This window comes from Cupriavidus pauculus (assembly GCF_008693385.1).
Lineage (GTDB): Bacteria > Pseudomonadota > Gammaproteobacteria > Burkholderiales > Burkholderiaceae > Cupriavidus > Cupriavidus pauculus_D.
On sequence record NZ_CP044065.1, the window covers coordinates 1,814,679 to 1,839,722 of the forward strand.

Consider the following 25,044-nt stretch of genomic DNA (forward strand, 5'->3'; position numbering starts at 1 on the left):
AAAACCCTCGTATGCGTACTTGTCCATCCCCGTCTGGCTCCGGCTGGCGGCGTGCCGCGGGCCTCGCGCTCGCTGCCGGCACCGTGTTGCTGCTCTCCGGCTGCACCATCGAGTTGCTCTCCCCCAAAGGCGATATCGGGCATCAGGCGAAAGACCTGATTCTCGTCTCGCTATTCCTGATGCTGCTGGTGGTCGTCCCCGTGATCATGCTCACGCTGATCTTCGCGTGGCGATACCGCGACTCCAACACGAAGGCAACGTACGCGCCGAAGTGGGCGCACTCGACGAAGATCGAAATCGTCGTCTGGACCATCCCGTGCGTGATCGTGGCGTTCCTGGGCTTCCTGATCTGGACCTCCACGCACAAGCTCGACCCGTACCGCCCGCTGGACTCGCAGGTGGAGCCCGTGGAAGTCGAGGTCATCGCGCTGAACTGGAAATGGCTGTTCATCTACCCGCAGTACGGCGTCGCCTCGCTGAACCAGCTTGCGATTCCCGTCGATACGCCGATCAATTTCAAGATCACGTCCGAGTCGATGATGAACTCGTTCTTCATCCCGCAGCTCGGCAGCATGGTCTACGCGATGGCGGGCATGCAGACCCAGCTGCATCTGATCGCCGATACGCCGGGCGTCTACCTCGGCCAGTCGGCCGCGTATAGCGGCGAAGGCTTCTCCGACATGCACTTCAAGACCTACGCCACCTCGCGCGCGGACTTCGATGCATGGGTCGCCGAAGCCAGGCGCTCGTCCACGCCGCTGACCGAGTCGGTCTACCGCGCGCTGGAAAAGCCCAGCACCAGGGACCCCGTCACGATGTATTCGACCGTGGCGCCCGCGCTGTTCGCCGGGACCGTCGACAAGTACATGAAGGATGCCGACCCTGTCTGCCGCACCGACAGCACGGCTTCGCTGCAGGCCTTCAATGCCATTACCAATCCTGTCCCCCGCGCGGCCGCGACCGGCAGCGTGACGGAGTAACCAGCCATGTTGGGCAAACTCAATCTAGAAGCCATTCCGTACCACGAGCCGATCATCATGGTCACGCTCGCCGTGGTGCTGCTCGGCGGCGCCACGCTGCTCGGCGCGGTCACGTACTTCGGCAAGTGGAAATACCTCTGGACCGAGTGGATCACCTCGGTCGATCACAAGAAGATCGGCGTGATGTACATCATCCTCGCGCTGGTCATGCTGCTGCGCGGCTTTGCCGACGCGATCATGATGCGCCTGCAGCAGGCCATGGCCTATGGTGAAAACCTTGGCTACCTGCCGCCGCACCACTACGACCAGATCTTCACGGCCCACGGCGTGATCATGATCTTCTTCGTGGCGACGCCGCTGATCCTGGGCCTGATGAACGTCATCGTGCCGCTGCAGATCGGCGCGCGTGACGTGGCGTTCCCGTTCGTGAACTCGCTGAGCTTCTGGCTCTCCGCCATGGGCGCCGTGCTCGTGATGATGTCGATGTTCGTCGGCGACTTCGCGGCCACGGGCTGGGTCGCGTACCCGCCGTTGTCCGAGCTTGGCTACAGTCCAACGGTCGGGGTGGACTACTACATCTGGTCGCTACAGATATCGGGGCTGGGGACCACGCTGACCGGCATCAACTTCATCGTGACGATCCTGCGCATGCGCGCGCCGGGTCTCAACCTGATGAAGATGCCCGTGTTCACGTGGACCGCGCTCATCACCAACATCCTGATCGTCGCGGTGTTCCCGGTGCTGACGGCCACGCTCGCGCTGCTGACCGCGGACCGCTACCTCGACATGCATTTCTTCACCAACGAGCTTGGTGGCAATGCCATGATGTACGTGAACCTGATCTGGGTCTGGGGCCACCCCGAGGTCTACATCCTGATCCTCCCGTGCTTTGGCGCGTTCTCGGAAATCATCTCGACGTTCTCGCGCAAGCCGCTGTTCGGCTACTCCTCGATGGTCTACGCGACGTCATCGATCGGCGTGCTGTCGTTCTTCGTCTGGCTGCACCACTTCTTCACGATGGGCTCGGGCGCCAACGTCAACGCGTTCTTCGGGATCATGACGTCGATCATCTCGATTCCGACCGGGGTCAAGCTGTTCAACTGGCTGTTCACGATGTACCGCGGCCGCATCCGCTACCACTCGTCCACGCTCTGGACCATCGGCTTCATGGTCACGTTCGCGGTGGGCGGCATGACCGGCGTGCTGCTGGCCGTGCCGGGCGCCGACTTCGTGCTGCATAACAGCCTGTTCCTGATCGCCCACTTCCACAACGTGATCATCGGCGGCGTGCTGTTCGGCTGCCTGGCGGCCATCAGCTTCTGGTTCCCGAAGGTGTTCGGCTTCACGCTCAACGAGCGCTGGGGCAAGATCTCGTTCTGGTGCTGGATGGTCGGTTTCTACCTCGCGTTCATGCCGCTGTACGTGCTCGGCTTCAAGGGCATGACGCGTCGAATGAACCATTACGCCAACGTCGACTGGCATCCGTACCTCGTGGTCGCGCTGATCGGTGCCTTCGTCATCGCGGCCGGCATCCTCGCGTTCCTGATCCAGCTGTACGTCAGCGTGCGCGACCGCAAGCAGAACCTCGACCTCACGGGCGACCCGTGGGATGGCCGCAGCCTCGAATGGGCGACCGCCTCGCCCGCGCCGTTCTACAACTTCGCCGTGGTGCCCAACATCACCTCGCTCGAGCAGCACTGGGACGACAAGGAAGCGGGCCGTGCCTGGAAGCAGCCCGCGCGTTACGAGCCGATTCATATGCCGAAGAACACCGGCGACGGCTTCATCGTCTCGATGTTCGGCCTGCTGCTGTGCTTCGCGCTGGTCTGGCATATGTGGGCCGTGGCGATCGGCGGCCTGATCGGCGTCATCGGCACGTTCATCCTGCGCAGCTATAACCGCGACGTCGATTACTACGTGCCCGCGGAAGAAGTGGCCCGCATCGAGAACGCCCGCTTTGCCCAACTGAAGGAAGCCGCCTGATCATGAGCCAAGTCCTCTCCGTTACCGCCCATGGTCACGCCGATGACCATCATCACGACCATGGCCACGACAGCGGCACCACGCTGACGCTCGGCTTCTGGCTCTACCTGATGAGCGACTGCCTGATCTTCGCGACGCTGTTCGCGACGTTCGGCGTGCTCGTCAACAACACGGCCGGCGGCCCGACCGGGCAGCAGCTGTTCGAACTGCCGTTCGTGCTCGGCGAAACCATGCTGCTGCTGCTCAGCAGCTTCACGTTCGGCGTGGCGATGCTGAACCTGTACGCGGGCCGCACGCAACGCACGATCGCCTGGCTCGCCATCACGTTCCTCTTCGGCGCGGGCTTTATCGCGATGGAGATCCACGAGTTCGCGGAACTCGTGCACCGGGGCGCGGGCCCCAACGTGAGCGCTTCGCTGTCGGCCTACTTCGCGCTGGTCGGCACGCACGGGCTGCACGTGAGCGCCGGCCTGCTGTGGCTGCTCGTGATGATGCACCAGCTGAAGACCTACGGCCTGGACGCCGTGACGCGCCGGCGCATGGCCTGCCTCAGCCTGTTCTGGCACTTTCTGGATCTGATCTGGATCTGCGTGTTCACCTTCGTCTATCTGCGGGAGTTCGTATGAGCACTCACACGCTTCACCCTGCCGGGCACGATTCGCATGGCAGTCTCACCGGTTATGTCATCGGCTTCCTGCTCTGCCTGCTGCTCACGTTCGCGTCGTTCGGCGCGGTGATGTACGACGTGGTGCCCAAGGGCATGGGCCTCGCGGCCATCGTCGTGCTGTGCGTTGCACAGTTGCTCGTGCAGCTGGTGTTCTTCCTGCATCTGGGGGGCCGCCCGGGGCAGCGCTTCAACACCGGTATCTTCCTGTGCACGATGTTCGCCATCGTGATCGTGGTCGCGGGCTCGCTCTGGGTCATGCACAACGCGACGGTCAACATGATGCCGACGCACATGACGATCGAGCGGGCCAAGGCGAAGGACTGACGGAGCTGAGCGGACGGGAACGGGGCGGTCTCCCCGCTCCCTCCTCTCCGTGCAAACCCTCTCTTCAGGAATCGTCTTCCCCATCCGTTGACCGCCTAGGGGCTCCTCAACACAGAGGCGCCACCGCAAAAGGAGGAAGACAATGTGGAAGCACCTCACGATCCGCGGCCAGCTGAGCCTCATGATCGCGTTCTTCGGGCTCGCGCTGGTCGTCGGCGCGGCCGCCGGCCTGCTGTCCATGCGCGCCGGGAATGAATCCCTCAAACAGATGTACACCGTGGATACGCCCGCCGTGGCGGATCTCGAAGGCAGCGCCGGGCAACTGCTGCGGCTGCGCCTGGCACTGGCCACCTATGCCTCGCTGACGGAACTGAACGACCAGGACGCCGCCAACGCGGTGCTCAAGCGGTTCGACCAGTACCTGAAGAACGCCAACGAGCGGCTCGAGCACTATGCCGGTCTGGCCAGCCCGGACGCCGAGGAGCAGCAACTGGTCAAGGACATGCAGGGCAAGCGCGACAAGTTCCTGTCCGAAGGCGTGAACCCGGCCCTGGCCGCGCTCAAGAACGGCGACCGGCAGGCCTTCCTGCAATTGCAGGCCCACAAGCTTCCCCCGCTCTACAGCGCGTTCGAGAAGGCCATGCTGACCCTCGAAAAGCGGCAACTCGATCGCGGCGCGCAACGCTACGAGGAGGCGCAGGCGCGCTTCAGACTCGTCAGCTGGGCGGTCGCGATCGGCCTCGTCGGCGCCCTGCTGCTGGCGTGGATCGGCCGCGCGCTGATGATGCGCGCGATCGTGGTGCCCGTGAACGCGGCCATCGACCAGTTCCAGCGCATTGCGGCCGGCGACCTGACCGGCCGCGTCGAGGTGGTCAGCCGGAACGAGATGGGCCGCCTGAGCGCGGCACTGCAGACGATGCAGGCATCGCTGATCGACACGGTCGGTACCGTGCGCCATGGCGCCGAGTCCATCAACGTCGGCGTGCGCGAGATCTCGACGGGCAATACCGATCTGTCTCAGCGCACCGAGGAACAGGCGGCATCGCTCGAGGAAACCGCGGCGAGCATGGAAGAGCTGACCTCCACGGTCAAGCAGACCGCCGAGAACGCGCGTCAGGCCAGCGAGCTTGCGCAGGGGGCGTCGGGCCTCGCGGCGCAGGGCGGCGCGCTGACGAAGGAGGTGGTCGGCACGATGAACCATATCGTCAGCGACTCGCGCAAGATCGGCGAGATCGTGGGTGTGATCGAGAGCATCGCGTTCCAGACCAATATCCTCGCGCTCAACGCGGCGGTGGAGGCGGCGCGTGCCGGCGAACAGGGACGCGGTTTCGCGGTGGTGGCGTCCGAGGTCCGCTCGCTCGCGCAGCGCAGCGCGGGGGCGGCCAAGGAAATCAAGGGGCTGATCGATGCGTCCACGTCGCGCGTGGAATCGGGCGCCGACCTCGTGTCGCGCTCGGGCACGACCATGGACGAGATCGTCGGCGCCATCGCGCGCGTGAGCGACATCATGAACGAGATCGCCGCTGCCGCCGCGGAACAGAGCAGCGGGATCGATCAGGTCAACGTGGCCGTGACGCAGATGGACGAGGTAACGCAGCAGAACGCGGCGCTCGTGGAAGAAGCGGCGGCGGCGGCCGGCGCGCTGGAAGAGCAGGCGCACCGGCTCTCGGCCGCGGTGGCGGTGTTCCGGATCGAGGGCGGTGGGGAGGCGGGCCCGGACGCGGGACCACGCCATGCCGGTCGCGCGCGCGTTGGCGCATCCCTGCGCGCGTTGCCTGCCTGATGGGGGGGCTGCCCGCCTGCGCCGCTAGTCCGCCAGCGGCGGCCCGAACACGTCGCACTCGAGATCGCGTTCGAATGCAACGATCCACGGCGCGCCGCCGGCCTCTGTCGGATAAGCGCGCAAATCTCCGCCAGCCACGGGCGCGACGCTGACGACGCCCCCCTCCTCCGCGACCTCGAAGTCCTCCCAGACAAACCCGTGCCGCGCGCAGGCGTCCGCAAACGCCTCGCGCGCGGCCAGCGGCATGTCATGCAGGCGCTGTCGGGCCATGTCTGACAACGGCGGGCGCTCAGCCCCCGCTCTGCGTAATGCGCTTCGGATTGACCGCGTAGTACGCGAGGATGAACGACGCCGCGAGCGCGAGCCCGGCCACCGCGAATGCGATGCACGTCGTGCCGGCGATACCGATACCGCTGTCCTTGTCAGACATGAAACCCTCCGATGGCTGGAATGGAATCTTTATCGTAGCAACGTACGGTGGAGGATTCAAACCGACCGGAGATTTTCCGCTGGCCCGGATCGCGTGCCCGAAGCGCCGGCCCAGCGGCCCGCTACGGGATTGCCTCGACTTCCGACTCAAGGGGGGATTCTTATCGGAAAGTGACAACTTTGCGATAATATCGACCCCTTTCGGGAACGCGAGAGACACGTGATTAGTTGGCGAAGTACTGTCGTCTGCCTGCTGGTGCTGCTCGGCCTGGCCCTGGCCGGGGCGAATATCCTTTCCTACCGGGACAAATTCGCGGCCAAGGAAGCGGCGGCAAAGCTCGTGGGCGCCTCGATCCAGTCGCCGCCGGCCGATGACGACATCGTGGACGGCAAGGCCGGCCTCGCCGAACGCTCGCGCCTGTATCGATTCCTCACGGACCTGGGCCGCGAGAAAGACCTGCACAACGGCACGCCGTACGGTGTCGTCATTCTCGACCCCGATTTCTATCGCGGCGTCTATATCAACAAACCGACTGACACCGTGCTGCCCGCCTGCGCGATCCAGCCCTTCGTGGTGCCCGCGCTCACAGGCATGCCGCTGCTAAGCCCGTTCTCTCCAGAGAGCGGCCAGTGCAAGTATGAATCGTATGGCTACCAGTACCTCGCGCCCCGGCAGCCGATGAGGGGCGACGCATCGGAAGCTCCCTGCAAGCTCGCGCTCGCGCGCGGGTTCTCGCATGTTGTCGTGATCAAAAAAGCGGATCACGCATTTCAGTCGAAGAGGATGGATTGTGCGACGTAGCAGTCTGGTATGGTCGGAGTCCGGAGCGAGCGCCAGTACCTTCGCAAAAAGCGGTTATATCGGATGCTCGGTCGCAACGTTCAGTTTTGCGATCGCGCTGTATCTCGCCCTCCGCGCGCCGGAGTTCGTGACGGGGCGGAATCCCGAAATCATCGACGCCGTGCTGGCGGGGACGGCCGCAAGCCTCTGCGCCGTCGCGCTGGCCTTCGAGTGGTATGAGCGGGGCCGGATGCAGAGATCCGACTGGAGCACCCTGCTGCTTGCAATGTGCGGGCTGCCCTGCCTCGTCTGGATTTTCGCCGGGCACAGCACGCTTGCATGGATCGCCATCGGTGCCGTCGCCATCCGCAATGCCGTCATGATCTGGAAGGCCAGAAGCCTGAACACGCTGGTCGCGCTAGTCGCCAGCGCGCTGGTCGGCTATTGGGCGTTCCTCCTGACCTACGTGGACGGGTACAAGACGCCGTGGATCCATGAAGGCGTGCTATCGGGTACCGCCCACGTGGACATGATGTTCCACGCCGCCATCGTCAACATGCTGACTGGTTTTGCGTCTGCATCGCTGGGCATCGACGGCGTCGCGCCGTTCCCCTACCACTTTGCCAGCCATCATCTGGTCGGGCTGCTATCCCAATTTCTGGGCGTCGGCGCACTGGACTTCTACGCGGTCATTTTCCCGTTGCTGTTCGTGCCGCTGTTTCTTCTCGCGATGTTCGTCTTCGCAATGGCGTTCCGCAACTACCTTGCACGAATCGGTGTCATGGATACCCGCGACGATGCCGATCAGGAAGGTTTCGGTCCGTTCTGGATTGCACTGCTCGTTGCGTTCATCGGACTGATTTCCGCCGGCTACCGCCGGGAGCTCGGCGTGTGGGACAACGTGTTCCATAGCGAATCTTTCGGCGTGGCCGTGCTCGTGGCCTATCTCGCCGGCGTCTGGCTGCTCGATCAGCTTGGCCGCAATCGTCCGCTTCGATTGAAGTGGTATGCATTCCCCGCGATCGCGATCTACCTGATCGTGCTGTGCTCGCTCAAGATCAGCGTTGGCGCGGTCGTCGGCTGTCTTCTCGCCTACGCCGTCCTGCGGCTGCCGATGACGTGGATGCAGCGCGTACTGGCCTGGCTGGCCATGTCGTGCGCGCTCGTCTACGGCTATGTTGCCACCCAGGTAGCCACGCAGAGCGCGGAGGCCGGCCCCGGCCTCCTGCACATGCTCAAGCCGTTTGCCTTCATTCGGGACGTCCTTCCCGAGGACCGCTGGGTAGCATCGTTCTTCGCCTTCTTCGGTCCGGCGCTCCTGTTCGTCGCGGTCAGGATATGCCTGTCGTTCTGCGGCAAGCACCGCCCGGCGCTGCGAGACGCGTTCAGGGCGCTCGGCGATCTGGAAATGATCGCCGTCCTCATCGTCATTTCCGTCACGCCTGGGCTGATGCTGTCGATCCCGCAAGGCGCCACCAACTTCTTCGCGGAAGTTTCCTACTGGTGGGTGCAGCCCATGCTGGCGGTAGTATTGTCCTCCACCATATTTACGGCCGTGCGGCCAAGGAAGTCTTAGGATAAGAGCATGTCGCGACTATCTGGCCACATTTATATCTTTCTCATGCTGGCGTTTACCGCCTACAGCCAGCTCGTCATGCGCTGGCAAGTCGGTGAGGCGGGCCCGCTACCGGCCACCACGACCGGCAAGGCACTCTATGTCATGCATCTGCTGCTGACCCCATGGGTGTTGTCGTCTATTCTTGCGACATTCCTGGCCGGTGTGAGCTGGATGCTGACGCTGACGCAATTGCAGATCAGTTACGCCTATCCGTTCGTGAGCCTGACCTATATCGTTGTGCTCATGGGCGGCGTATTTATCTTCGGCGATTCGCTCAACGCCTATCGCATCGTCGGCACACTCATCGTCCTGAGCGGCATTGTCGTGATCGCCAAGGGCGGCTAATACCATCAACTTTTGCGAGCCTAACGAATGGCACAGATTACAAGCGGAGTTCGCAGGGTTCTTTCCCATCCCGCCGTCTATGACGCCTTCCAGCTGTTCATGGGCGGCAACAGCACGCGAAACGATTTCGCCCGCGATTCGATTCGCGTGCGTCCCGGCGACAACGTCCTCGATATCGGCTGTGGAACGGCAGAGATCCGCGCATTCCTGCCCGAGGTCAATTACTGGGGATTCGATATCAGCGAAGCCTATATCGAGGCCGCCAGGAAGCGATACGGCGCGCAGGGCAACTTCGTCTGCAAGCTGCTCGATTATTCCGACCTCGAAACGTTACCGAAATTCGATGTCGTGCTTGGATGCGGCTTGCTCCATCACCTGGACAGCGATGCCGCGAATCATCTCTTCCAGCTCGCGAAAACGGCGTTGAAGCCCGGAGGCCGGCTGGTCACCATCGACCCCTGCTACGCCAAGGGGCAGAACCCCATCTCGCGTCTGCTGGTGAGCTACGACCGGGGCCAGAACGTGTTGACCGACGAGGGCTACGTCAAGCTCGCCTCCTCGGTTTTCTCGGACGTCACGGGCCGCGTCCGTCATCAGGCGTGGATTCCCTATACGCACTGGATCATGGAGTGCCGGGCCACCTGATGCTGCCCCGGGGTCGGATCATCATCGCTCCCGCAAATCAAAGCCCGCCGCGAGGCGGGTTTTTCGTATCCGCTATCCATCGTGGGACGCTTACACATTCGTGAATATGCGATTGATCCTGCGCGCCCGCGCGTTAGCATCCGTTGATATCAGCTTGCAACGCCACTGACAAGGCAACCGTACATGCGATATCGACCACCGCAACCGCATGACCTGCGCAAACTCAAGCAGGATCTCAGCCGCACGGGCAAGAGCATGGCCGCGCTGTTCGGCCTCGCCGGCGACCATCAATGGAGAAAATATACGGGGGGTTCACACCCCCGTGAAATGGCGCCGCAGATGCTGTTCTTCGGCGTGGCGCAGCTGGTGCTTGCGCCCGAGGACATCGAACGCGTGTTCGCGCGCATGCGGGAGATCGGCGCCGAGGTCGAACCGGCGGGACCGCGCGAGGCGGGGCTGGCGTACGCGCCGGTTGCGGTGGGGGCCGCGGGGGAGGCTGAGGCTGAGGCCGAGGTTGAGAGCCGCAGCGAGGATGGCTGACGCTGCAAACCTGATAGTGCTTCGGCTTTGCTCCTCGGCTTGACTCCTCAGCATTGCTACCGGGCATGCACCCTCAGCACTGCCCCTTCTTCGCCTTGCCCGGCGGGCAGAACGATTCATTGCCATACGAATCGACCCGGCAATTCCCCTTCTTCGCCTGCCCGGGCGGACATCCGGGCCCACCGCCACCGGCATCGTCGTAGGGGGCGACCACGCATCCGCCCAACATCATCGCACCGGCAGCCATCATCGCCGCCAACAGATATCGCATCATCGTCTCCTCACCGATATGACATGGCGACGAAGCATATCGGACCCGCGTACGCGGGGATGTAACCAATGGTGAAGAACGCGCGTATGCGGCGTCATCCGACATCCGCGGCGGCGACGCGGCGCCCCTCCATGCATTCCCTCTCCAAGTCCCGGTTGAACGAACACTCAAAGCAACGCTCGTCCGTGCATTCGACAGGCGTCGTCGACACAAGCGATACGAAGTCATCGTCCCCGTCGAACGGCACAAAACCGTCCGGCCACGGACAGGTCAGCCGGCACAACACCCACATGGCTGTCGGCGCATCCTGATTCAATTGCCTGACGCGCACCTCCAGGGCCGAACCACATCGATCGAGCAGCCTTTCGATATCCTTCGCAAACATCCGCGGCAGATACCCGACGTAGGGGCTCTCGCCCTCGGCATCCGCGAACAGCTTGTAGCTGCACCACCGGCTCAGCGGATCCTTGATCAGCCAGAGCCGATCGCCCTCCACCAGCCGGCGCGCCGCCTCGATGCTGGCCGGTCCGGCCTCCCACAGGCCTCGCGTAAAAAACTCGGTCACATACTCACCTGTCGGCGTCCGCTCGGGCAACGGCATCGTCTCGAGTGAGTCGGTCACCTTGATCCCCCCGGAAATCCCGAGCTCAGCCATCGCATCGGGCGCATCGAGGCCCATCCACTTCAGAAACCGCGGATAGTCGGGCCGAGACTTGCGCATCCGTCGAATCGACATATCAGGTGGGAGCTCCGGCCAATATTGCACGCGATCGACCTTGGCCTTGCATTCGAACGGCAACAGATACCCGGACCGCCACACGCCGCGCGTGTAGGAAAAGTGGTACGCGCTGCCGTCCCAGTCCAGTCGCGCCACCACCATGCGTTCGCGCGTCTCGTAACTTCGCCAGGACAGGAAAATGGTTTTCATTCGATATCTCCAATCGGAAGTGCACCGCGCCGAACCTTGGTCGCGTTGAAGAAACGCAGACCAAGATAGACAAAAGGCCCAACGATAAGAATCGCCAGGCCTTTAATTTGTGACCGCTGCTCTACGGTGTGACAGCGGTGGTGCGTACGACTTCTACGATCGGCAGGCTATCCTGGCCCAGCAGCACGCATAATTGAGGTGAGCCGAACAAACTCGCTGGAGCATACGAATGGAACCGAAGAAGGGAGAAATGCTGTCGAAGATGCTGCTGCTCGTGACGCAGCAGTTCGACGGCAAGTACGACAAGGCCGGCAAGCCGTACGTGCTGCATCTGCTGAAGGTGATGCACAACGCGAAGACCGAGGATGAGGAATTGCAGTGCATCGCGCTCGGACACGACCTGCTCGAGGACACGACTACGACGCCCGTCGATCTGACGACCATGGGGTTCAGCGAACGCGTCATCACCGCGATCATGAATCTGACGAAGCGGAAGGACGAGTCCGAGGACGAGTATCTCGCGCGTGTCATGCGCTCCCGCGACTCCATCATCGTCAAGCTCGCCGATCTGCGTCACAACAGCGACATCCGCCGCCTGAAGGACCTGCGCGAGAAGGACTTCGAGCGCATGCAGAAATACCACCGGATGTACCTGACCCTCTCCGCGGCACTGGAATCTGGAGCACCAGCACGAGTGAACCAGACCTGATCGAGCGCTTGGCCGACGAGCTCGGCAAACGCCTGAGCGTGATTTTGGAAGTCTTCCGAAATGGCCGTTCGATTCGCTGACGTGCAAAAGACAAAACCCGCCTGGTTTTTACACCAGGCGGGTTTTGAATTTCTGGTCGGGGCGAGAGGATTTGAACCTCCGACCACCTGCACCCCATGCAGGTACGCTACCAGGCTGCGCTACGCCCCGAAAGACAAAGATTATAACAGCAAGATTTAGCCGATGGCTAGTCACTTGCGCACGTTTTATCCGTGCTTCGCGATCTCTCTCAATTGTGCGAGCAGATGCTGCACCTCGACCAGTTCGCCGCGAAGCTGGTTGATGTCCACCGTCAGTACCGCGGCCTCTTCGCGCGGGGTGCCGTCCGGTTCTTCGATCTCTTGTTGCGCTGCCGCGCCGCCGTGATGACGGACTTCGTCGAGGCGGTTGCGGGCACCGTTGATCGTGAAGCCTTGCTCGTAGAGCAGCTCGCGGATGCGGCGGATCAGCAGGACTTCGTGGTGCTGATAATAGCGGCGATTCCCGCGGCGCTTCACCGGTTTGAGCTGCGTGAACTCCTGCTCCCAATACCGCAACACATGCGGCTTGACGGCGCACAGCTCGCTCACCTCACCAATCGTGAAGTAGCGTTTCGCGGGAATCGGCGGCAGCGTGATGCGCTCGCTGGATTTGTCCGTCATGCGATGGTCGTCTGAGTTCGGGAGGAAGATCGGTGCTGGCACGCGCGACGTCTAGACGTGCGCGTTGCACGGCACTGAAGGATACAGACTACAAATTCAGGGGGCAATCACGCGGAAGGAGGAACCCGCCGCGGCCATCGCACGGACACCGCCGTGCGATGTGGGTATCAGTTCGATACCACCGCCACGCCGGCGCGTTCCTCGACGAGACCCTTGAGTTTCTGGCTCGCATGGAACGTCACCACGCGGCGCGCGGTAATCGGAATGACTTCACCGGTCTTGGGGTTGCGGCCCGGACGCTGCGGCTTGTCGCGCAGCTGGAAGTTGCCGAAGCCGGACAGCTTGACGCTGTCGCCCTGCTCCAGCGCTTCGCGAATGACGTCGAAGAAGGCTTCGACCATGTCCTTGGACTCGCGCTTGTTCAGACCGACCTGGTCGAACAGCATCTCCGCGAGTTCGGCCTTGGTCAGGGTAGGCACCTCGGTCGCGCGGGCTTCCGGCGACGCGTCATCGTGGGAGGGAGCGTGCCGGTCGCTCACCTCGCCCAGTCCTGCTGCATTCATGGAAATCGCGTCTCGGTCGTTCATCTTGCTGATTCTATGATCGCTCGTTGGCGTGGGCCCGATGACCACCGGTCAATGAGCCCAGCCTTCACAGGGAGTTCAGCCGCGCAGGCGGGCGTCGAACGCCGCGACCACCGCATCGACCATGCAGCGTACTGCCTGATCGACAGTTTCGTCCTGAAGCGTCGCCCCAGTATCTTGCAAGGTCAGGCGGAACGCAAGGCTTTTCTCGTCCGCGCCAATGGCCGCCGAAGCCGCCTTCGGACGGAACTCGTCGAAGAGCACCAAGCTCTGGCAGTAGCGGCCCAGATCGGCCTTGTCCAGCGCCTCGCGCATGGCGTCGATCATGTCCTGCACGCGGACGGTCTGCTTGACCACCACGGCAAGATCGCGCACCGCGGCCGGGAAGCGCGAGATCTCGGTGTACGTGGGCAGCCCAACGTCGCGCAGCGCCTGCAGGTCCAGCTCGAACACCACCGGCGCCTGCGCCAGTTCGTATTCCTGCAGCCAGCGCGGATGCAGTTCGCCCACCACGCCCACCGCCTTGCCGCCGACGATCACGCGCGCGGCGCGGCCCGGATGCAGCGCGGGATGTGCCACGGCCTCGAAGCGCGGCACGTGCGGATGGAACAGGGTCTCCACGTCGCCCTTGACGTCGAAGAAGTCCACCGCGCGCGTCGGCACGCCCCACTGCTCCTCGAACGCGGGACCGTAGGCGATGCCCGCGGCGACCATCGGCTGGTCGTAACCGGCCACGGTCAGCCCGCTATCCACGGCCTTCGGATCGCGGTGGAACACGCGGCCCACCTCGAACAGGCGCACACGCGCGGCCTTGCGGTTGAGGTTGTAGCGCACCTTGTCCACGAGCCCGCCGATCAGCGTCGAACGCATCACGGCCAGCTGGCTCGCGATGGGATTGAGCAGGCGAATCGGGTTGTCGTTGGCGGCGAAGTCACGCTCCCACTTCTCTTCGACGAACGCGAAGTTGACCACTTCCTGATAGTCACGCGCGGCAAGCGCATGACGCACGACGTGCTGCGAGCGGCGGCCTTCGTTGGTCGGACGCATCTCGTTCTCGGCGACGGGCGGCCGCGCGGGAATGCGTTCGAAGCCATAGATGCGCGCGACTTCCTCGATCAGGTCTTCCTCGATCTCGATGTCGAAGCGGTAGCTCGGCGGCGTCACCTCGAAGACTTCACCGTCGGCACCCTGCGAACGCGTAAACGGCAGATTCAGACGCTGGAACACATCGGCGATCTCCGCCGCCGACAGCTCGATGCCGAGGATGCGCTCGGCACGCGCCACGCGCAGCGACACCGGCTTGCGTACCGGCAGGTTGACGATCTGGTCATCGACCGGACCGGCGGCGCCGCCGCAGATCTGCAGGATGAGCGCCGTGATGCGCTCGATGTGCTCGACCGTCGTTGCGTAGTCCACGCCACGCTCGAAACGATGGCCTGCATCGGTCGAGAAGTTGTAGCGGCGCGCGCGGCCCTGAATCGCCTCGGGCCACCAGAACGCGGCCTCGAGGTAGATGTTCGTGGTGTCGAGCGTCACCGCGGTGCTGTCGCCACCCATGATGCCGGCCAGGCTCTCGATCTCCTTGTCGTCGGCGATCACGCCCACGTTCTCGTCGACCTCCACCGTATTGCCGTTGAGCAGCTTGAGCTGTTCGCCCTTGCGGCCCCAGCGCACGTCGAGGCCGCCATGAATCTTGTCGAGGTCGAACACGTGGCTCGGACGGCCGAGCTCCAGCATCACGTAGTTCGAGATATCGACGAGCGCGGAGATGCTGCGCTGGCCCGAACGCTCGAGCCGCTGCACCATCCACGCGGGCGTGGCCGCATGCGCGTTCACGCCGCGGATCACGCGGCCCGAGAAGCGGCCGCACAGGTCGGGCGCGGACACCTTGACCGGCAGCCGATCGTCGATCGTCACCGCCACGGGCGACATGTCGGGCAGCATCAGCGTGGCGCCGGTCAGCGCCGACACTTCGCGCGCCACGCCATGAACCGACAGGCAGTCCGCCTTGTTTGGCGTGAGCTTGATCGTGAAGATCTGATCGTCGAGGTCCAGGTACTGGCGAATATCCTGGCCCACGGGCGCGTCCTCGGGCAGCACGAGCAGGCCGCCGGCATCCTCGGACAGCTTGAGTTCGCGCGCCGAGCACAGCATGCCGTAGCTTTCCACGCCACGCAGCTTGCCAACCTTGATCTCGAACGGTGCCCCGCCCGCTTCCGCCGGCGGCAGCACGGCGCCCACCATCGCGCACGGCACCTTGATGCCGGGCTTCACGTTGGGCGCGCCGCAGACGATCTGCAGCGTCTCGCCGGTGCCGGCATCCACCTGGCACACGTTGAGACGATCGGCATTGGGATGGCGCTCGGTGGCCAGCACATGCGCGACCACGATCTTGCTGAACGGCGGTGCGACCGGGCCCACCTCCTCCACTTCCAGCCCGGCCATGGTCAGGCTGTGCGAGAGCGCGTCGGTGGAGATTTTTTCAGGGTTCGCGAAGGTACGAAGCCAGGATTCCGAGAATTGCATGGCGCTTCTGTTCGGTAGATATCTGTGAGGTAAATGCCGGCGTCAGGCGAACTGACGCAGGAAACGCACGTCGCCTTCGAAGAACAGGCGCAGGTCGTTGATGCCGTAGCGCAGCATGGTCAGGCGCTCGATGCCGGAGCCGAATGCAAAGCCGATATAGCGCTCGGGATCGAGCCCCATGTTGCGCAGCACGTTCGGATGCACCTGGCCCGAGCCCGAAATCTCGAGCCACTTGCCGTTGCCGAATGCCATATCGATTTCAGCCGACGGTTCCGTGAACGGGAAATACGACGGACGGAAGCGCACCTGGATGTCGTCGCGCTCGAAGAACTTGCGCAGGAAGTCCTGATACACGCCCTTCAGGTCCGCGAAGCTGATGTTCTCGCCGATCCACAGGCCTTCCACCTGATTGAACATCGGCGAGTGTGTGGCATCGCTATCGACGCGATACGTGCGGCCCGGGCAGATGACCTTGATCGGCGGCATAGCCTTGCCGGCGTACTTCTGCACGTGCATGCGCGCGTAGCGGACCTGCATCGGGCTCGTATGCGTGCGCAGCAGCAGGAGCTTGCCGTCGCTGTCGCGGCCATCGATGTAGAACGTGTCCTGCATCGAACGCGCCGGATGGTTGTCCGGGTTGTTCAGCGCCGTGAAGTTCATCCAGTCGGTTTCGATCTCGGGGCCGTCGGCGACGTCGAAACCGATCGAACCGAAGATCTGCTCGATGCGCTCCCACGTGCGCATGACCGGATGCAGGCTGCCGCGCGACACCGCGCGGCCCGGCAGCGTCACGTCGATCGCTTCCGACGCGAGGCGGGCATTCATCAGCGCATCGGCCAGCGCCTGACGGCGCGCCTGCAGCGCGGCTTCCACCTGCTGTTTGGTCTGGTTGATGCGCGCGCCTTCGGTCTTGCGCGCTTCGGGGTCGAGCTTGCCGAGCCCCTTGAGCAGTTCGGTCAGCGCGCCGGTCTTGCCGAGGAAACGTGCTTTCTCGTTTTCGAGCGTGGCGTTGTCGTTAGCGGCTGCGAAGGCGGCCTGTGCGTCGGCGACGATTTGATCCAGATCCAGGGACATGACGGCAAACGTGGAATATGTTGGCGCTACAAAATAAAAACGGGGCTCGGTGAGGAGCCCCGTTCTTACGTGACCTTGCGGTCGGTGCTTGCCCGGCGGCGTCTAGTGACGCTGCCGGAGCCGGCATCAGGCAACGGAGGCTTTCACCTGGTTGACGATGGCAGCAAAGGCAGGCTTGTCGTGAATGGCCATGTCCGACAGCACCTTGCGGTCGAGTTCGATCGAAGCCTTCTTCAGGCCGTTCATGAACACGCTGTAGGTCATGCCATGCTCGCGCGTGGCAGCGTTGATACGTGCAATCCAGAGGGCGCGGAACACGCGCTTCTTGTTGCGACGATCGCGGTATGCGTACTGGCCAGCACGCATGACCGCCTGCTTGGCGATGCGATAGACATTATTGCGACGGCCGCGGTAACCCTTGGCAGCGTCGATGACTTTCTTATGACGGGCCCGTGCGGTGACCCCACGTTTGACTCGAGGCATGAAGCTCTCCTTTCGTGATCGTTAGGGTTACGCGTACGGCATCATTGCGCGAACGGACTTCAGGTTCGTCTCATGGACGTCCTGAGTGCCACGCAGGTGACGCTTGTTCTTGGTGGTCTTCTTCGTCAGGATGTGACGCTTGAAGGCCTGGCCGCGCTTGAACGAACCGTTCGGGCGCGCCGTAAAGCGCTTGGAAGCGCTTTTCTTGGTCTTCATCTTAGGCATGAAAAACTCCAGCTCTATGACATGCATGCAGGTGGCCGGCTGACGCCAGCGCTTGTAAGACCCGCATCCACTTGTTTTTGTACGCCGGCCGGGAGGCCCGCGTACTGCTCCGCACAAAGCAACACCGGGATGCCGAGCATCCCGGTCGTCGCTTCGCACAGGAATTACTTCTTCTTCTTGGGGGCCAGCACCATCACCATCTGGCGGCCTTCCATCTTCGGCATCTGCTCGACCTGGCCCAACTCCTCCAGATCGCTCTTCAGCCGTTCGAGCATGCGCGCGCCGATTTCCTGGTGGGCCATTTCACGGCCGCGGAAACGCAGCGTGATCTTGGTCTTGTCCCCATCTTCCAGGAAGCGCTTCAGGTTGCGCAGCTTGACGTTGTAGTCGCCATCATCCGTGCCAGGGCGGAACTTCACTTCCTTGACCTGGATGATCTTCTGCTTCAGCTTCGCTTCGTGCAAGCGCTTGGCTTCTTCGTACTTGAACTTGCCGTAGTCCATGATACGGGCCACGGGCGGAGCCGCATTGGGAGCGATCTCCACCAGATCCAAGTCCTTGTCCTCAGCCATGCGCAGAGCGTCCATGAACTTGACGATGCCGAGCTGTTCGTTATCAACCCCTACCAGGCGCAACTCGGGCGCGCTGATCTCACGGTTGATGCGGTGACCTTTGTCTGTAGCGATGTTGCGTTACCTCAAGAAGACAAAAAAACAAGCCGTGCTCGTCGCCTCAGGCTTTACTGGAGACGTCCTGTTGCAGACGATCCACAAATGCGGATACGGACATTACGCCGAGATCCACATTGCCACGGGCACGCACGGCCACTTGATTGGCATCCCGCTCCTTTTCACCCACCACCAGCAGGTAGGGGATCTTTTGAAGGGAATGCTCGCGGATTTTATACGTAATTTTCTCGTTACGCAAATCCGCCTTGGCCCTAAACCCTTGTTTTTGCAAGAGTTGAACTACGTTTTCAGCATATTCTGCGTGCGAATCCGCAATGTTCAGCACGATCACCTGCTCAGGCGCTAGCCAGGCCGGCAGCGCGCCTGCGTGGTTCTCCAGCAGAATGCCCAGGAAACGCTCGAACGAGCCAAGAATGGCGCGGTGGAGCATCACGGGGCGCTTGCGCGAATTGTCTTCGGAGACGTATTCGGCATCCAGGCGCTCCGGCAGCACGAGGTCGAGCTGGAGCGTGCCGCATTGCCACGAGCGGCCGATCGCGTCCTTGATGTGGTACTCGACCTTCGGGCCGTAGAACGCGCCCTCGCCCGGCAGCTCTTCCCACTCCACGCCGCAGGCACGCAGCGCGAGGCGCAGGCCTTCTTCGGCGTGATCCCACGTCTCGTCCGAACCGGCCCGCTGATCGGGGCGCAGCGAGAGCTTGACCTTCACGTCCTTGAATCCGAAGTCGTCGTAGACCGAGAACGCGAGTTCGTTGAACGCCTTCGCCTCTTCCACGATCTGCGCTTCCGTGCAGAAGATGTGCGCATCGTCCTGCACGAAACCGCGCACGCGCATCAGGCCATGCAGCGCGCCCGAAGGCTCGTTGCGATGGCAGGCGCCGAACTCGGCCAGGCGCAGCGGGAGGTCACGATACGAACGCAGGCCGTGATTGAAGATCTGCACATGGCCCGGGCAGTTCATCGGCTTGATCGCGTAGTCGCGCTTCTCCGACTCCGTGACGAACATGTTCTCCTTGTAGTTCTGCCAGTGGCCCGACTTCTCCCACAGCGAACGGTCCATCACCTGCGGCGTGCGCACTTCCTCGTAGCCGGCGTCCGTCAGGCGGCCGCGCATGTACTGCTCCACGGCCTGCCATACCGCCCAGCCCTTCGGATGCCAGAACACCATGCCGGGCGCCTCTTCCTGCAGATGGAACAGGTCGAGCAGCTTGCCGAGCTTGCGGTGGTCGCGCTTCTCCGCTTCCTCGAGCATGTGCAGGTACGCGTCCTGGTCTTCCTTCTTCGCCCAGGCCGTACCGTAGATGCGCTGAAGCATCTCGTTGTTGGCATCGCCGCGCCAGTAGGCGCCGGCGACCTTCATGAGCTTGAAGACCTTGAGCTTGCCCGTCGACGGCACGTGCGGGCCGCGGCACAGGTCGACGAAGTTGCCCTCGCGATAGAGGCCGATCTCTTCGCTCGCCGGAATCGACGCGATGATCTCCGCCTTGTACTTCTCGCCCATCGACTGGAACAGCGCCACCGCGTCGTCGCGGCTCAGCACTTCGCGCGTGACTTTCTCGTCCTTGCGCGCAAGCTCCGTCATCTTCTTCTCGATGGCGGCGAGATCTTCCGGCGTAAAGGGACGCTTGTACGCGAAGTCGTAGTAGAAGCCGTTCTCGATCACGGGACCGATCGTCACCTGTGCATCGGGATAGAGTTCCTTCACGGCATACGCGAGCAAGTGCGCCGTCGAGTGACGGATCACGTCGACGCCATCGGCGTCCTTGTCCGTGACGATGGCGAGCGCGGCATCCTGCTCGATGCGAAAACTCGTGTCGACGAGCCGGCCATCCACCTTGCCGGCGAGCGCGGCCTTGGCCAGACCCGAGCCAATGCTCTGCGCCACTTCAGCCACCGTGACGGGGCCGGGGAATTCACGACGAGATCCGTCAGGCAGCGTGATTGCGATCATCTTGCACCTCTTGTGCTCTTGTGGAGACCGGCAGCTTATCAGGCGGCCAGCAAACGACAGACGAAAAAAAACGCGGCCAAGGCCGCGTTTTTCTTAACTTGCCGGATCGCTCCGGCTCGAAGGGCGTACCTCGACTACTGACGCTGTTCAGCGGTAGTAGTTCGCGGTGTCATAACCATGATGCCCCTCGATGTTGATGCTGCAGTTACTTCAGTACTACTTGTTCGTTGGTAGGCTCGATTGGACTCGAACCAACGACCCCCACCATGTCAAGGTGGTGCTCTAACCAGCTGAGCTACGAGCCTAGCGAAGACGCAAGTATAGCATCACTTTCTTTTCGCTTGCAACACCCCTTGTACATCTTCTATCAAAGAGAGTGCGCGTTGCAGTTGCGTGGCCTCCGATACCTCGGCCGTGAACTGCATGCGCGCGACGCCCTTGCTCGTCAGCGTCTTCACGCCCGTCACATTGATCTTCTCGCGCGACAGCACTTCCGAGATATCGCGGAGCAGACCCTGGCGATCGACGGCCTCCACGTGGATGTCCACCGGATACACGGCGTCGCTGCGCTTGCCCCACTCCGTCTGGATCACGCGCTCGGGCGCGCGCGACGACAGCTGCAGGAACGTATGGCAGTTGCGGCGATGGATCGACACGCCGCGGCCGCGCGTGACGAAGCCGACGATATCGTCGGGCGGCGCGGGCTTGCAGCAGCGCGACATCTGCGTCATCAGCGAATCCACGCCCACCACGAGCACGCCGCTCTTCGCGCCGCGCGCCACGCTCGTCGCGCGGCTCTTCTTGGTGACCGCCTCTTCCTCGCTGAACTGCGGCTCGGCCTCCCCTTCGGGATGCCGCAGCGCATGCTCGACGTGGCGCAGGCTGAATTCTTCCTTGGCCACCGCGGCGAACAGATCCTCGGGCGTCTTGAACTGCAGGCGCGTGGCGAGGTCTTCCAGATTCACCGCGGTCTTGCCTTCGCGCTGCAGCGTCTTGTCGATCATCGCGCGGCCCTGCGCGATGGTTTCCTGCGAGTCGAGCGCGTTGAACCACGCGCGCACCTTCTGCCGCGCGCGCGTGCTGGCGAGGTAGCCGAGTTCCGCGTTGAGCCAGTCGCGCGAGGGGCCGCCCTGCTTGAGCGCGACGATCTCGACGGTCTGTCCGTTCTTGAGCGGCGTGTTCAGCGGGACCATCGCGCCATCGACGCGCGCGCCGCGGCAACGATGGCCGAGGTCGCTGTGCAGGTAGTACGCGAAGTCGAGCGGCGTGGCGCCCTGCGGCAGCGCGACCACGCGCGCCTGCGGCGTCAGCACATAGATATGGTCGTCGATCGCCGCATGCTTCAGCTGCTCCCACGGCGAGTCCTCGTGGGCGACCGAATGGTCGGCATCGTCCTTCCATGCCAGCAGCTGGCGCAGCCAGGCAATCTTCTCGTCGTAGCGTTCGTTGGCCGCGAAGTTGCCGCCGTACCCCTTGGCGCCCGCTTCCTTGTAGCGCCAGTGCGCGGCCACGCCGTACTCGGCAAAGTGGTGCATCTCCTGCGTGCGGATCTGGACCTCGAACGCGCGGCCGTCATCGCCGATGACCACCGTATGCAGCGAGCGGTAGCCGTTGGACTTGGGCCGCGAGATATAGTCGTCGAACTCGCGCGGGATGGGCTGCCAGATATGGTGCACGATGCCGAGCACCGTGTAGCAGTCCTTGATGTCGTCCACGATCACGCGGAAGGCGCGCACGTCGTACAGGTCGGCAAAGTCGAGCTCCTTGCCGCGCATCTTCTTCCAGATGCTGTAGATATGCTTGGGCCGGCCGCTGACTTCCGCGCGGATGCCCGCCGCGGCGAGTTCCGACTGCAGACGTTCGATGGCCTGCGAGATATAACCCTCGCGCTCGATGCGCTTCTCGTCGAGCAGCCGCGCGATGCGCTTGTAGGTCTCGGGCTGCTCGAAGCGGAACGCAAGGTCCTCGAGCTCCCACTTCATCTGCCAGATACCGAGCCGGTTGGCCAGCGGTGCATAGATGTCGAGCGTCTCGCGCGCGACGCCGGGCAGCGGCATGGCCTTGGTCTGGGCGAGCCAGCGCAGCGTCTGCAGCCGCGAGGCCAGGCGCACGAGCACCACGCGGATGTCCTGCGCGAACGCCAGCAGCATCTTGCGCAGCGCTTCCACCTGCTCGTGGCGCGCGGCGGCCTCGGTCTTCGAGGACTCCGAAACATCCGCCTGCCGGCTGTCGCGAACCGCCGCGATGGCACCGATGCGCAGCAGCTGGCGCACGCCCTTGACGAGCCCCGCTACCTCGTCGCCGAAGCGCGGCGCGATATCGGCCTCCACGCCATCGACGAACGCGGCCAGCGGGAACAGGCACGCGGCCGCGCGCGCGGCATCGTCCACGCGCAGGCCATCGAGAATGCGCAGCATGCCCTCGGCATGCGACAGCACGGTCTCGCCGGTGGGCAGGTGCGCGGGCGGGCTACCCTCGGGCTCGCCGCGCTCGCGCACATAGGCGAGCGCGCGCTCCACCAGGTGGGCATCGGGGACGCCCGCCGTCTGGCTCGTGAGGTCGGTCGACGTCACCATTTGCTGCCACTCCGCGTTACTTCAGCGCCGCGGTCACCACGACTTCGATCAGATAGTCGGGATTCGCGAGCCGCGCTTCCACGGTGGCGCGCGGCGGCGTGTTGCCCTGCGCGACCCATGCATCCCACACCTCGTTCATCTCGCCGATACGCGTGATGTCGGTCAGGAAGATCTGGCACGAGAGGATGCGCGTCTTGTCGCTGCCCGCCTCTTCCAGCAAGCGGTCGATATGGCCGAGCACCTCGCGTGTCTGGCCGCGCAGATCGGCCTTGGGGTCGACCTCGGGCACCTGGCCGGCGAGGTAGACCACATTGTTGAAGACCGCATATTCCGAAAGGCGCTGGCCCACGTGGGCGCGCTTGAGGGCGAGGGCGTTGGTGCTCATGATTCGTTTCTGATTCAGTGTTGAAAATCTCGGGTGCCGGGGCTCAGGTACCGAGGAAGAAATCCTTCGCCACGGCGACCTGCGCGGGATCGACGAACGTCGGCGCGTGGCCCACGTCGGGAATTTCCACCGACCGCACCTGCTGGCCGCGCGCGGTCATTTCCGCGACGGTCTCGCGCAGCAGCAGATCGGATTGCGCGCCGCGCACGATCAGCGTCGGGCCCGGAATGCCCGCGAACAGCTGCCACAGCATGGCTTCCCCGGCCGCCGCCATCTCGGGCGTGGTCTCGCGGAACGGGACCGCGAGCGCCGGATCGTAATGCGGCCCCCACTCCATGCCGTCCGGCGTCTGGACGGGCTTGAGGATCGCGCCGTTCAGTTCGCGCCACTGCTCCGGCGTATGGCGGCCGAACGATGCGCTGATCGTCTGCAGATACGCAAGGCCTTCCTCGAACGTCTTGAAGCGCACGGGCAGGCCCAGGTAAGCGCCGATGCGCTCGAGCGCCTGCGGGGCGATCTTCGGACCCACGTCGTTCAGCAGCAGCTTGCGGATGGGCGACCTGGGCAGGCCCGCGAGGCTCATGCCGATCAGGCCGCCCATCGACGTGCCGAACCAATCGACCTGCTCGACGTTGAGCCGCGCGATCAGCGTGACCATGTCCGACACGTACTGCGGAATCACGTAGCGGTGCGGATCCGCCAGCCAGTCGGAACGGCCGCGGCCCACCACGTCGGGGCAGATCACGCGGTAGTCGCCCGACAGCGCGCGTGCCACGGTATCGAAGTCGCGGCCCGTGCGCGTCAGGCCATGCACGCACATCAGCACGCGCGGATTCGCGGGATCACCCCACTCGTGATAGGCCATGCGATGCAGGCCGGCGGTGCTGATGCACTGGACAAAGCCAAGGCGCGGACTGGACAGACTCGACGACATCGGGACTCCCTCTGAAGGCCGCTCCCGGCGGCAAAAAAACAGCGTGATGGCGATGCGGGGCAAAACGGGATTGTACGCCGCAGCGAGTACAATGCCACAGCACATCTCTCGACGGAGGCATTCATGCTCAAAGGCAAGACCGCCCTGGTAACCGGATCGACCAGTGGCATTGGACTCGGCATCGCGCAGGCACTCGCCGCGCAGGGCGCCAACATCATCGTCAACGGGTTCGGTGACGCGGACGGCGCAAAGGATGCGATCGCCAAGGCCGGCAACGGCATCAAGGTGGGCTATCACGGCGCGGACATGAGCAAGGCCGGCGATATCGAGGACATGATGCGCTATGCCGATGCGGATTTCGGCGGTGCCGATATTCTCGTCAACAACGCGGGCATTCAGTTCGTCTCCAATATCGAGGATTTTCCGATCGAGCGCTGGGACGCGATCATCGCCATCAACCTGACGTCGGCGTTCCACACGACGCGTCTGGCGCTCCCGGGCATGAAGCGGAAGAACTGGGGGCGCATCATCAACGTGGCCTCCACGCACGGTCTTGTCGCCTCGGCGCAGAAGTCGGCCTATGTGGCCGCCAAGCATGGCATCGTGGGCTTCACCAAGGTGACCGCGCTGGAAACCGCGCAGACCGGCGTGACCGCGAATGCGATCTGTCCGGGATGGGTATTGACGCCGCTCGTGCAGAAGCAGGTGGAAGCCCGCGCGCAGAAGGAAGGGATCGATATCGAGCAGGCCAAGCGCGAGCTCGTGATCGAGAAGCAGCCGTCGGGGCAGTTCGTGACGCCCGAGGAGCTCGGTGGGCTGGCGGTGTTCCTGGCCAGCGATGCCGCGAAGCAGGTGCGCGGCGCGATCTGGAATATGGATGGAGGGTGGGTGGCGCAGTAACCCCCCTCCCGAG

The 25,044-nt window shown here is 63.5% G+C and carries 27 protein-coding genes and 2 tRNA genes; 12 read left to right on the forward strand and 17 right to left on the reverse strand.

Annotation, left to right across the window (positions count from 1 at the left end):
- Positions 1 to 11: 11 nt before the first annotated feature.
- The 5 genes from cyoA (at position 12) to FOB72_RS08295 (ending at position 5,737) form a co-directional block, all read left to right on the forward strand.
- Positions 12 to 980 carry a ubiquinol oxidase subunit II gene (gene cyoA / locus FOB72_RS08275; RefSeq protein ID WP_150372083.1) on the forward strand — a complete coding sequence of 323 codons (969 nt, stop codon included), beginning with the start codon at positions 12 to 14 and terminating at the stop codon, positions 978 to 980.
- A 6-nt stretch (positions 981 to 986) separates the two neighbouring features.
- Complete coding sequence (gene cyoB, locus FOB72_RS08280) at positions 987 to 2,963, forward strand: cytochrome o ubiquinol oxidase subunit I (protein ID WP_150372084.1); 1,977 nt, start codon at positions 987 to 989, stop codon at positions 2,961 to 2,963.
- 2 nt (positions 2,964 to 2,965) lie between these two features.
- Positions 2,966 to 3,589, forward strand: a complete 624-nt coding sequence (gene cyoC / locus FOB72_RS08285; protein ID WP_150372085.1) for a cytochrome o ubiquinol oxidase subunit III — start codon at positions 2,966 to 2,968, stop codon at positions 3,587 to 3,589.
- Positions 3,586 to 3,954 carry a cytochrome o ubiquinol oxidase subunit IV gene (cyoD, locus tag FOB72_RS08290; protein ID WP_150372086.1) on the forward strand — a complete coding sequence of 123 codons (369 nt, stop codon included), beginning with the start codon at positions 3,586 to 3,588 and terminating at the stop codon, positions 3,952 to 3,954. The genes cyoC and cyoD overlap by 4 nt, the downstream gene beginning before the upstream one ends.
- Positions 3,955 to 4,096: 142 nt before the next feature.
- On the forward strand, positions 4,097 to 5,737 hold the full coding sequence (locus FOB72_RS08295; protein WP_150372087.1) for a methyl-accepting chemotaxis protein: 1,641 nt from the start codon (positions 4,097 to 4,099) through the stop codon (positions 5,735 to 5,737).
- A 24-nt stretch (positions 5,738 to 5,761) separates the two neighbouring features.
- Here the strand turns inward: FOB72_RS08295 and FOB72_RS08300 are convergent, their stop codons facing one another.
- Both FOB72_RS08300 and FOB72_RS32160 read right to left on the reverse strand, forming a co-directional pair.
- Positions 5,762 to 6,007, reverse strand: coding sequence for a hypothetical protein (locus tag FOB72_RS08300; RefSeq protein ID WP_150372088.1), 246 nt, complete (start codon positions 6,005 to 6,007; stop codon positions 5,762 to 5,764).
- 19 nt (positions 6,008 to 6,026) lie between these two features.
- Entirely contained in the window at positions 6,027 to 6,167 is a 141-nt protein-coding gene (locus FOB72_RS32160; protein WP_167468371.1) for a hypothetical protein, read from the reverse strand.
- A 255-nt stretch (positions 6,168 to 6,422) separates the two neighbouring features.
- Here FOB72_RS32160 and FOB72_RS08305 point away from each other — a divergent pair, with 255 nt between their 5' ends.
- The 5 genes from FOB72_RS08305 (at position 6,423) to FOB72_RS08325 (ending at position 10,095) form a co-directional block, all read left to right on the forward strand.
- The gene (locus FOB72_RS08305; protein WP_150372089.1) at positions 6,423 to 6,968 is read left to right on the forward strand and encodes a hypothetical protein; all 546 of its coding nucleotides are present in this window, start codon (positions 6,423 to 6,425) and stop codon (positions 6,966 to 6,968) included.
- 160 nt (positions 6,969 to 7,128) lie between these two features.
- Positions 7,129 to 8,523 (forward strand): hypothetical protein, encoded by a 1,395-nt coding sequence (locus FOB72_RS08310; protein ID WP_150372090.1) that lies wholly within the window; start codon positions 7,129 to 7,131, stop codon positions 8,521 to 8,523.
- A gap of 9 nt (positions 8,524 to 8,532) precedes the next feature.
- The gene (locus FOB72_RS08315; RefSeq protein WP_150372091.1) at positions 8,533 to 8,910 is read left to right on the forward strand and encodes a hypothetical protein; all 378 of its coding nucleotides are present in this window, start codon (positions 8,533 to 8,535) and stop codon (positions 8,908 to 8,910) included.
- Between the two features lie 27 nt (positions 8,911 to 8,937).
- Positions 8,938 to 9,555: a class I SAM-dependent methyltransferase gene (locus FOB72_RS08320; protein WP_150372092.1), complete on the forward strand. Its 618-nt coding sequence runs from the start codon at positions 8,938 to 8,940 to the stop codon at positions 9,553 to 9,555.
- A 183-nt stretch (positions 9,556 to 9,738) separates the two neighbouring features.
- On the forward strand, positions 9,739 to 10,095 hold the full coding sequence (locus FOB72_RS08325) for an XRE family transcriptional regulator (protein WP_317889537.1): 357 nt from the start codon (positions 9,739 to 9,741) through the stop codon (positions 10,093 to 10,095).
- A gap of 73 nt (positions 10,096 to 10,168) precedes the next feature.
- Here FOB72_RS08325 and FOB72_RS08330 read toward each other — a convergent pair whose 3' ends face one another.
- Complete coding sequence (locus FOB72_RS08330) at positions 10,169 to 10,369, reverse strand: hypothetical protein (protein WP_223851467.1); 201 nt, start codon at positions 10,367 to 10,369, stop codon at positions 10,169 to 10,171.
- Positions 10,370 to 10,460: 91 nt separating this feature from the next.
- Positions 10,461 to 11,294 (reverse strand): HIRAN domain-containing protein, encoded by an 834-nt coding sequence (locus FOB72_RS08335; protein ID WP_150372093.1) that lies wholly within the window; start codon positions 11,292 to 11,294, stop codon positions 10,461 to 10,463.
- A 229-nt stretch (positions 11,295 to 11,523) separates the two neighbouring features.
- On the opposite strand from FOB72_RS08335, the gene FOB72_RS08340 reads away from it, so the two are divergent.
- Positions 11,524 to 12,003 (forward strand): hypothetical protein, encoded by a 480-nt coding sequence (locus FOB72_RS08340; protein ID WP_150372094.1) that lies wholly within the window; start codon positions 11,524 to 11,526, stop codon positions 12,001 to 12,003.
- A gap of 133 nt (positions 12,004 to 12,136) precedes the next feature.
- Here FOB72_RS08340 and FOB72_RS08345 read toward each other — a convergent pair.
- The 13 genes from FOB72_RS08345 to FOB72_RS08405 all read right to left on the reverse strand — a co-directional run bounded on the left by FOB72_RS08345 (position 12,137) and on the right by FOB72_RS08405 (position 24,131).
- Positions 12,137 to 12,213 (reverse strand) — tRNA-Pro (locus FOB72_RS08345).
- 56 nt (positions 12,214 to 12,269) lie between these two features.
- Positions 12,270 to 12,704: a MerR family transcriptional regulator gene (locus FOB72_RS08350; protein WP_150372095.1), complete on the reverse strand. Its 435-nt coding sequence runs from the start codon at positions 12,702 to 12,704 to the stop codon at positions 12,270 to 12,272.
- Positions 12,705 to 12,871: 167 nt separating this feature from the next.
- Positions 12,872 to 13,291 (reverse strand): integration host factor subunit alpha, encoded by a 420-nt coding sequence (locus tag FOB72_RS08355; protein ID WP_150372096.1) that lies wholly within the window; start codon positions 13,289 to 13,291, stop codon positions 12,872 to 12,874.
- A gap of 75 nt (positions 13,292 to 13,366) precedes the next feature.
- Positions 13,367 to 15,814 carry a phenylalanine--tRNA ligase subunit beta gene (gene pheT / locus FOB72_RS08360; protein WP_150372097.1) on the reverse strand — a complete coding sequence of 816 codons (2,448 nt, stop codon included), beginning with the start codon at positions 15,812 to 15,814 and terminating at the stop codon, positions 13,367 to 13,369.
- A gap of 42 nt (positions 15,815 to 15,856) precedes the next feature.
- On the reverse strand, positions 15,857 to 16,888 hold the full coding sequence (gene pheS / locus FOB72_RS08365; RefSeq protein WP_150372098.1) for a phenylalanine--tRNA ligase subunit alpha: 1,032 nt from the start codon (positions 16,886 to 16,888) through the stop codon (positions 15,857 to 15,859).
- A 126-nt stretch (positions 16,889 to 17,014) separates the two neighbouring features.
- Positions 17,015 to 17,371 (reverse strand): 50S ribosomal protein L20, encoded by a 357-nt coding sequence (gene rplT / locus FOB72_RS08370; protein ID WP_092595867.1) that lies wholly within the window; start codon positions 17,369 to 17,371, stop codon positions 17,015 to 17,017.
- 27 nt (positions 17,372 to 17,398) lie between these two features.
- A complete protein-coding gene (gene rpmI / locus FOB72_RS08375; RefSeq protein WP_011297448.1) occupies positions 17,399 to 17,596 on the reverse strand; it encodes a 50S ribosomal protein L35 in 198 nt (65 codons plus the stop codon).
- Between the two features lie 164 nt (positions 17,597 to 17,760).
- A complete protein-coding gene (gene infC, locus FOB72_RS08380; RefSeq protein WP_150372099.1) occupies positions 17,761 to 18,282 on the reverse strand; it encodes a translation initiation factor IF-3 in 522 nt (173 codons plus the stop codon).
- 46 nt (positions 18,283 to 18,328) lie between these two features.
- The gene (thrS, locus tag FOB72_RS08385; protein WP_150372100.1) at positions 18,329 to 20,236 is read right to left on the reverse strand and encodes a threonine--tRNA ligase; all 1,908 of its coding nucleotides are present in this window, start codon (positions 20,234 to 20,236) and stop codon (positions 18,329 to 18,331) included.
- Positions 20,237 to 20,464: 228 nt separating this feature from the next.
- Positions 20,465 to 20,541 (reverse strand) — tRNA-Val (locus tag FOB72_RS08390).
- A 21-nt stretch (positions 20,542 to 20,562) separates the two neighbouring features.
- Positions 20,563 to 22,812 carry a RelA/SpoT family protein gene (locus FOB72_RS08395; RefSeq protein ID WP_150372101.1) on the reverse strand — a complete coding sequence of 750 codons (2,250 nt, stop codon included), beginning with the start codon at positions 22,810 to 22,812 and terminating at the stop codon, positions 20,563 to 20,565.
- Positions 22,813 to 22,828: 16 nt separating this feature from the next.
- A complete protein-coding gene (locus tag FOB72_RS08400; protein WP_150372102.1) occupies positions 22,829 to 23,197 on the reverse strand; it encodes a RidA family protein in 369 nt (122 codons plus the stop codon).
- Between the two features lie 43 nt (positions 23,198 to 23,240).
- Entirely contained in the window at positions 23,241 to 24,131 is an 891-nt protein-coding gene (locus FOB72_RS08405) for an alpha/beta fold hydrolase (RefSeq protein ID WP_150372103.1), read from the reverse strand.
- A 123-nt stretch (positions 24,132 to 24,254) separates the two neighbouring features.
- Between FOB72_RS08405 and FOB72_RS08410 the strand changes: the two genes are divergently transcribed.
- A complete protein-coding gene (locus FOB72_RS08410; protein WP_150372104.1) occupies positions 24,255 to 25,031 on the forward strand; it encodes a 3-hydroxybutyrate dehydrogenase in 777 nt (258 codons plus the stop codon).
- Positions 25,032 to 25,044: the final 13 nt, after the last annotated feature.

What these genes read in the sequence shown, in the direction of transcription:
- FOB72_RS08400 (WP_150372102.1), bottom strand. Translation starts at nt 23,197, where the DNA reads ATGAGCACCAACGCCCTCGCCCTCAAGCGCGCCCACGTGGGCCAGCGC.
- rplT (WP_092595867.1), bottom strand. Translation starts at nt 17,371, where the DNA reads ATGCCTCGAGTCAAACGTGGGGTCACCGCACGGGCCCGTCATAAGAAA.
- FOB72_RS08335 (WP_150372093.1), bottom strand. Translation starts at nt 11,294, where the DNA reads ATGAAAACCATTTTCCTGTCCTGGCGAAGTTACGAGACGCGCGAACGC.
- pheS (WP_150372098.1), bottom strand. Translation starts at nt 16,888, where the DNA reads ATGTCCCTGGATCTGGATCAAATCGTCGCCGACGCACAGGCCGCCTTC.
- FOB72_RS08325 (WP_317889537.1), top strand. Translation starts at nt 9,739, where the DNA reads ATGCGATATCGACCACCGCAACCGCATGACCTGCGCAAACTCAAGCAG.
- FOB72_RS08330 (WP_223851467.1), bottom strand. Translation starts at nt 10,369, where the DNA reads ATGATGCGATATCTGTTGGCGGCGATGATGGCTGCCGGTGCGATGATG.
- FOB72_RS08410 (WP_150372104.1), top strand. Translation starts at nt 24,255, where the DNA reads ATGCTCAAAGGCAAGACCGCCCTGGTAACCGGATCGACCAGTGGCATT.
- FOB72_RS08320 (WP_150372092.1), top strand. Translation starts at nt 8,938, where the DNA reads ATGGCACAGATTACAAGCGGAGTTCGCAGGGTTCTTTCCCATCCCGCC.
- pheT (WP_150372097.1), bottom strand. Translation starts at nt 15,814, where the DNA reads ATGCAATTCTCGGAATCCTGGCTTCGTACCTTCGCGAACCCTGAAAAA.
- FOB72_RS08295 (WP_150372087.1), top strand. Translation starts at nt 4,097, where the DNA reads ATGTGGAAGCACCTCACGATCCGCGGCCAGCTGAGCCTCATGATCGCG.
- FOB72_RS08405 (WP_150372103.1), bottom strand. Translation starts at nt 24,131, where the DNA reads ATGTCGTCGAGTCTGTCCAGTCCGCGCCTTGGCTTTGTCCAGTGCATC.
- FOB72_RS08350 (WP_150372095.1), bottom strand. Translation starts at nt 12,704, where the DNA reads ATGACGGACAAATCCAGCGAGCGCATCACGCTGCCGCCGATTCCCGCG.
- cyoC (WP_150372085.1), top strand. Translation starts at nt 2,966, where the DNA reads ATGAGCCAAGTCCTCTCCGTTACCGCCCATGGTCACGCCGATGACCAT.
- FOB72_RS08300 (WP_150372088.1), bottom strand. Translation starts at nt 6,007, where the DNA reads ATGGCCCGACAGCGCCTGCATGACATGCCGCTGGCCGCGCGCGAGGCG.
- FOB72_RS08395 (WP_150372101.1), bottom strand. Translation starts at nt 22,812, where the DNA reads ATGGTGACGTCGACCGACCTCACGAGCCAGACGGCGGGCGTCCCCGAT.
- FOB72_RS32160 (WP_167468371.1), bottom strand. Translation starts at nt 6,167, where the DNA reads ATGTCTGACAAGGACAGCGGTATCGGTATCGCCGGCACGACGTGCATC.
- cyoA (WP_150372083.1), top strand. Translation starts at nt 12, where the DNA reads ATGCGTACTTGTCCATCCCCGTCTGGCTCCGGCTGGCGGCGTGCCGCG.
- FOB72_RS08340 (WP_150372094.1), top strand. Translation starts at nt 11,524, where the DNA reads ATGGAACCGAAGAAGGGAGAAATGCTGTCGAAGATGCTGCTGCTCGTG.
- FOB72_RS08355 (WP_150372096.1), bottom strand. Translation starts at nt 13,291, where the DNA reads ATGAACGACCGAGACGCGATTTCCATGAATGCAGCAGGACTGGGCGAG.
- FOB72_RS08315 (WP_150372091.1), top strand. Translation starts at nt 8,533, where the DNA reads ATGTCGCGACTATCTGGCCACATTTATATCTTTCTCATGCTGGCGTTT.
- thrS (WP_150372100.1), bottom strand. Translation starts at nt 20,236, where the DNA reads ATGATCGCAATCACGCTGCCTGACGGATCTCGTCGTGAATTCCCCGGC.
- rpmI (WP_011297448.1), bottom strand. Translation starts at nt 17,596, where the DNA reads ATGCCTAAGATGAAGACCAAGAAAAGCGCTTCCAAGCGCTTTACGGCG.
- cyoD (WP_150372086.1), top strand. Translation starts at nt 3,586, where the DNA reads ATGAGCACTCACACGCTTCACCCTGCCGGGCACGATTCGCATGGCAGT.
- cyoB (WP_150372084.1), top strand. Translation starts at nt 987, where the DNA reads ATGTTGGGCAAACTCAATCTAGAAGCCATTCCGTACCACGAGCCGATC.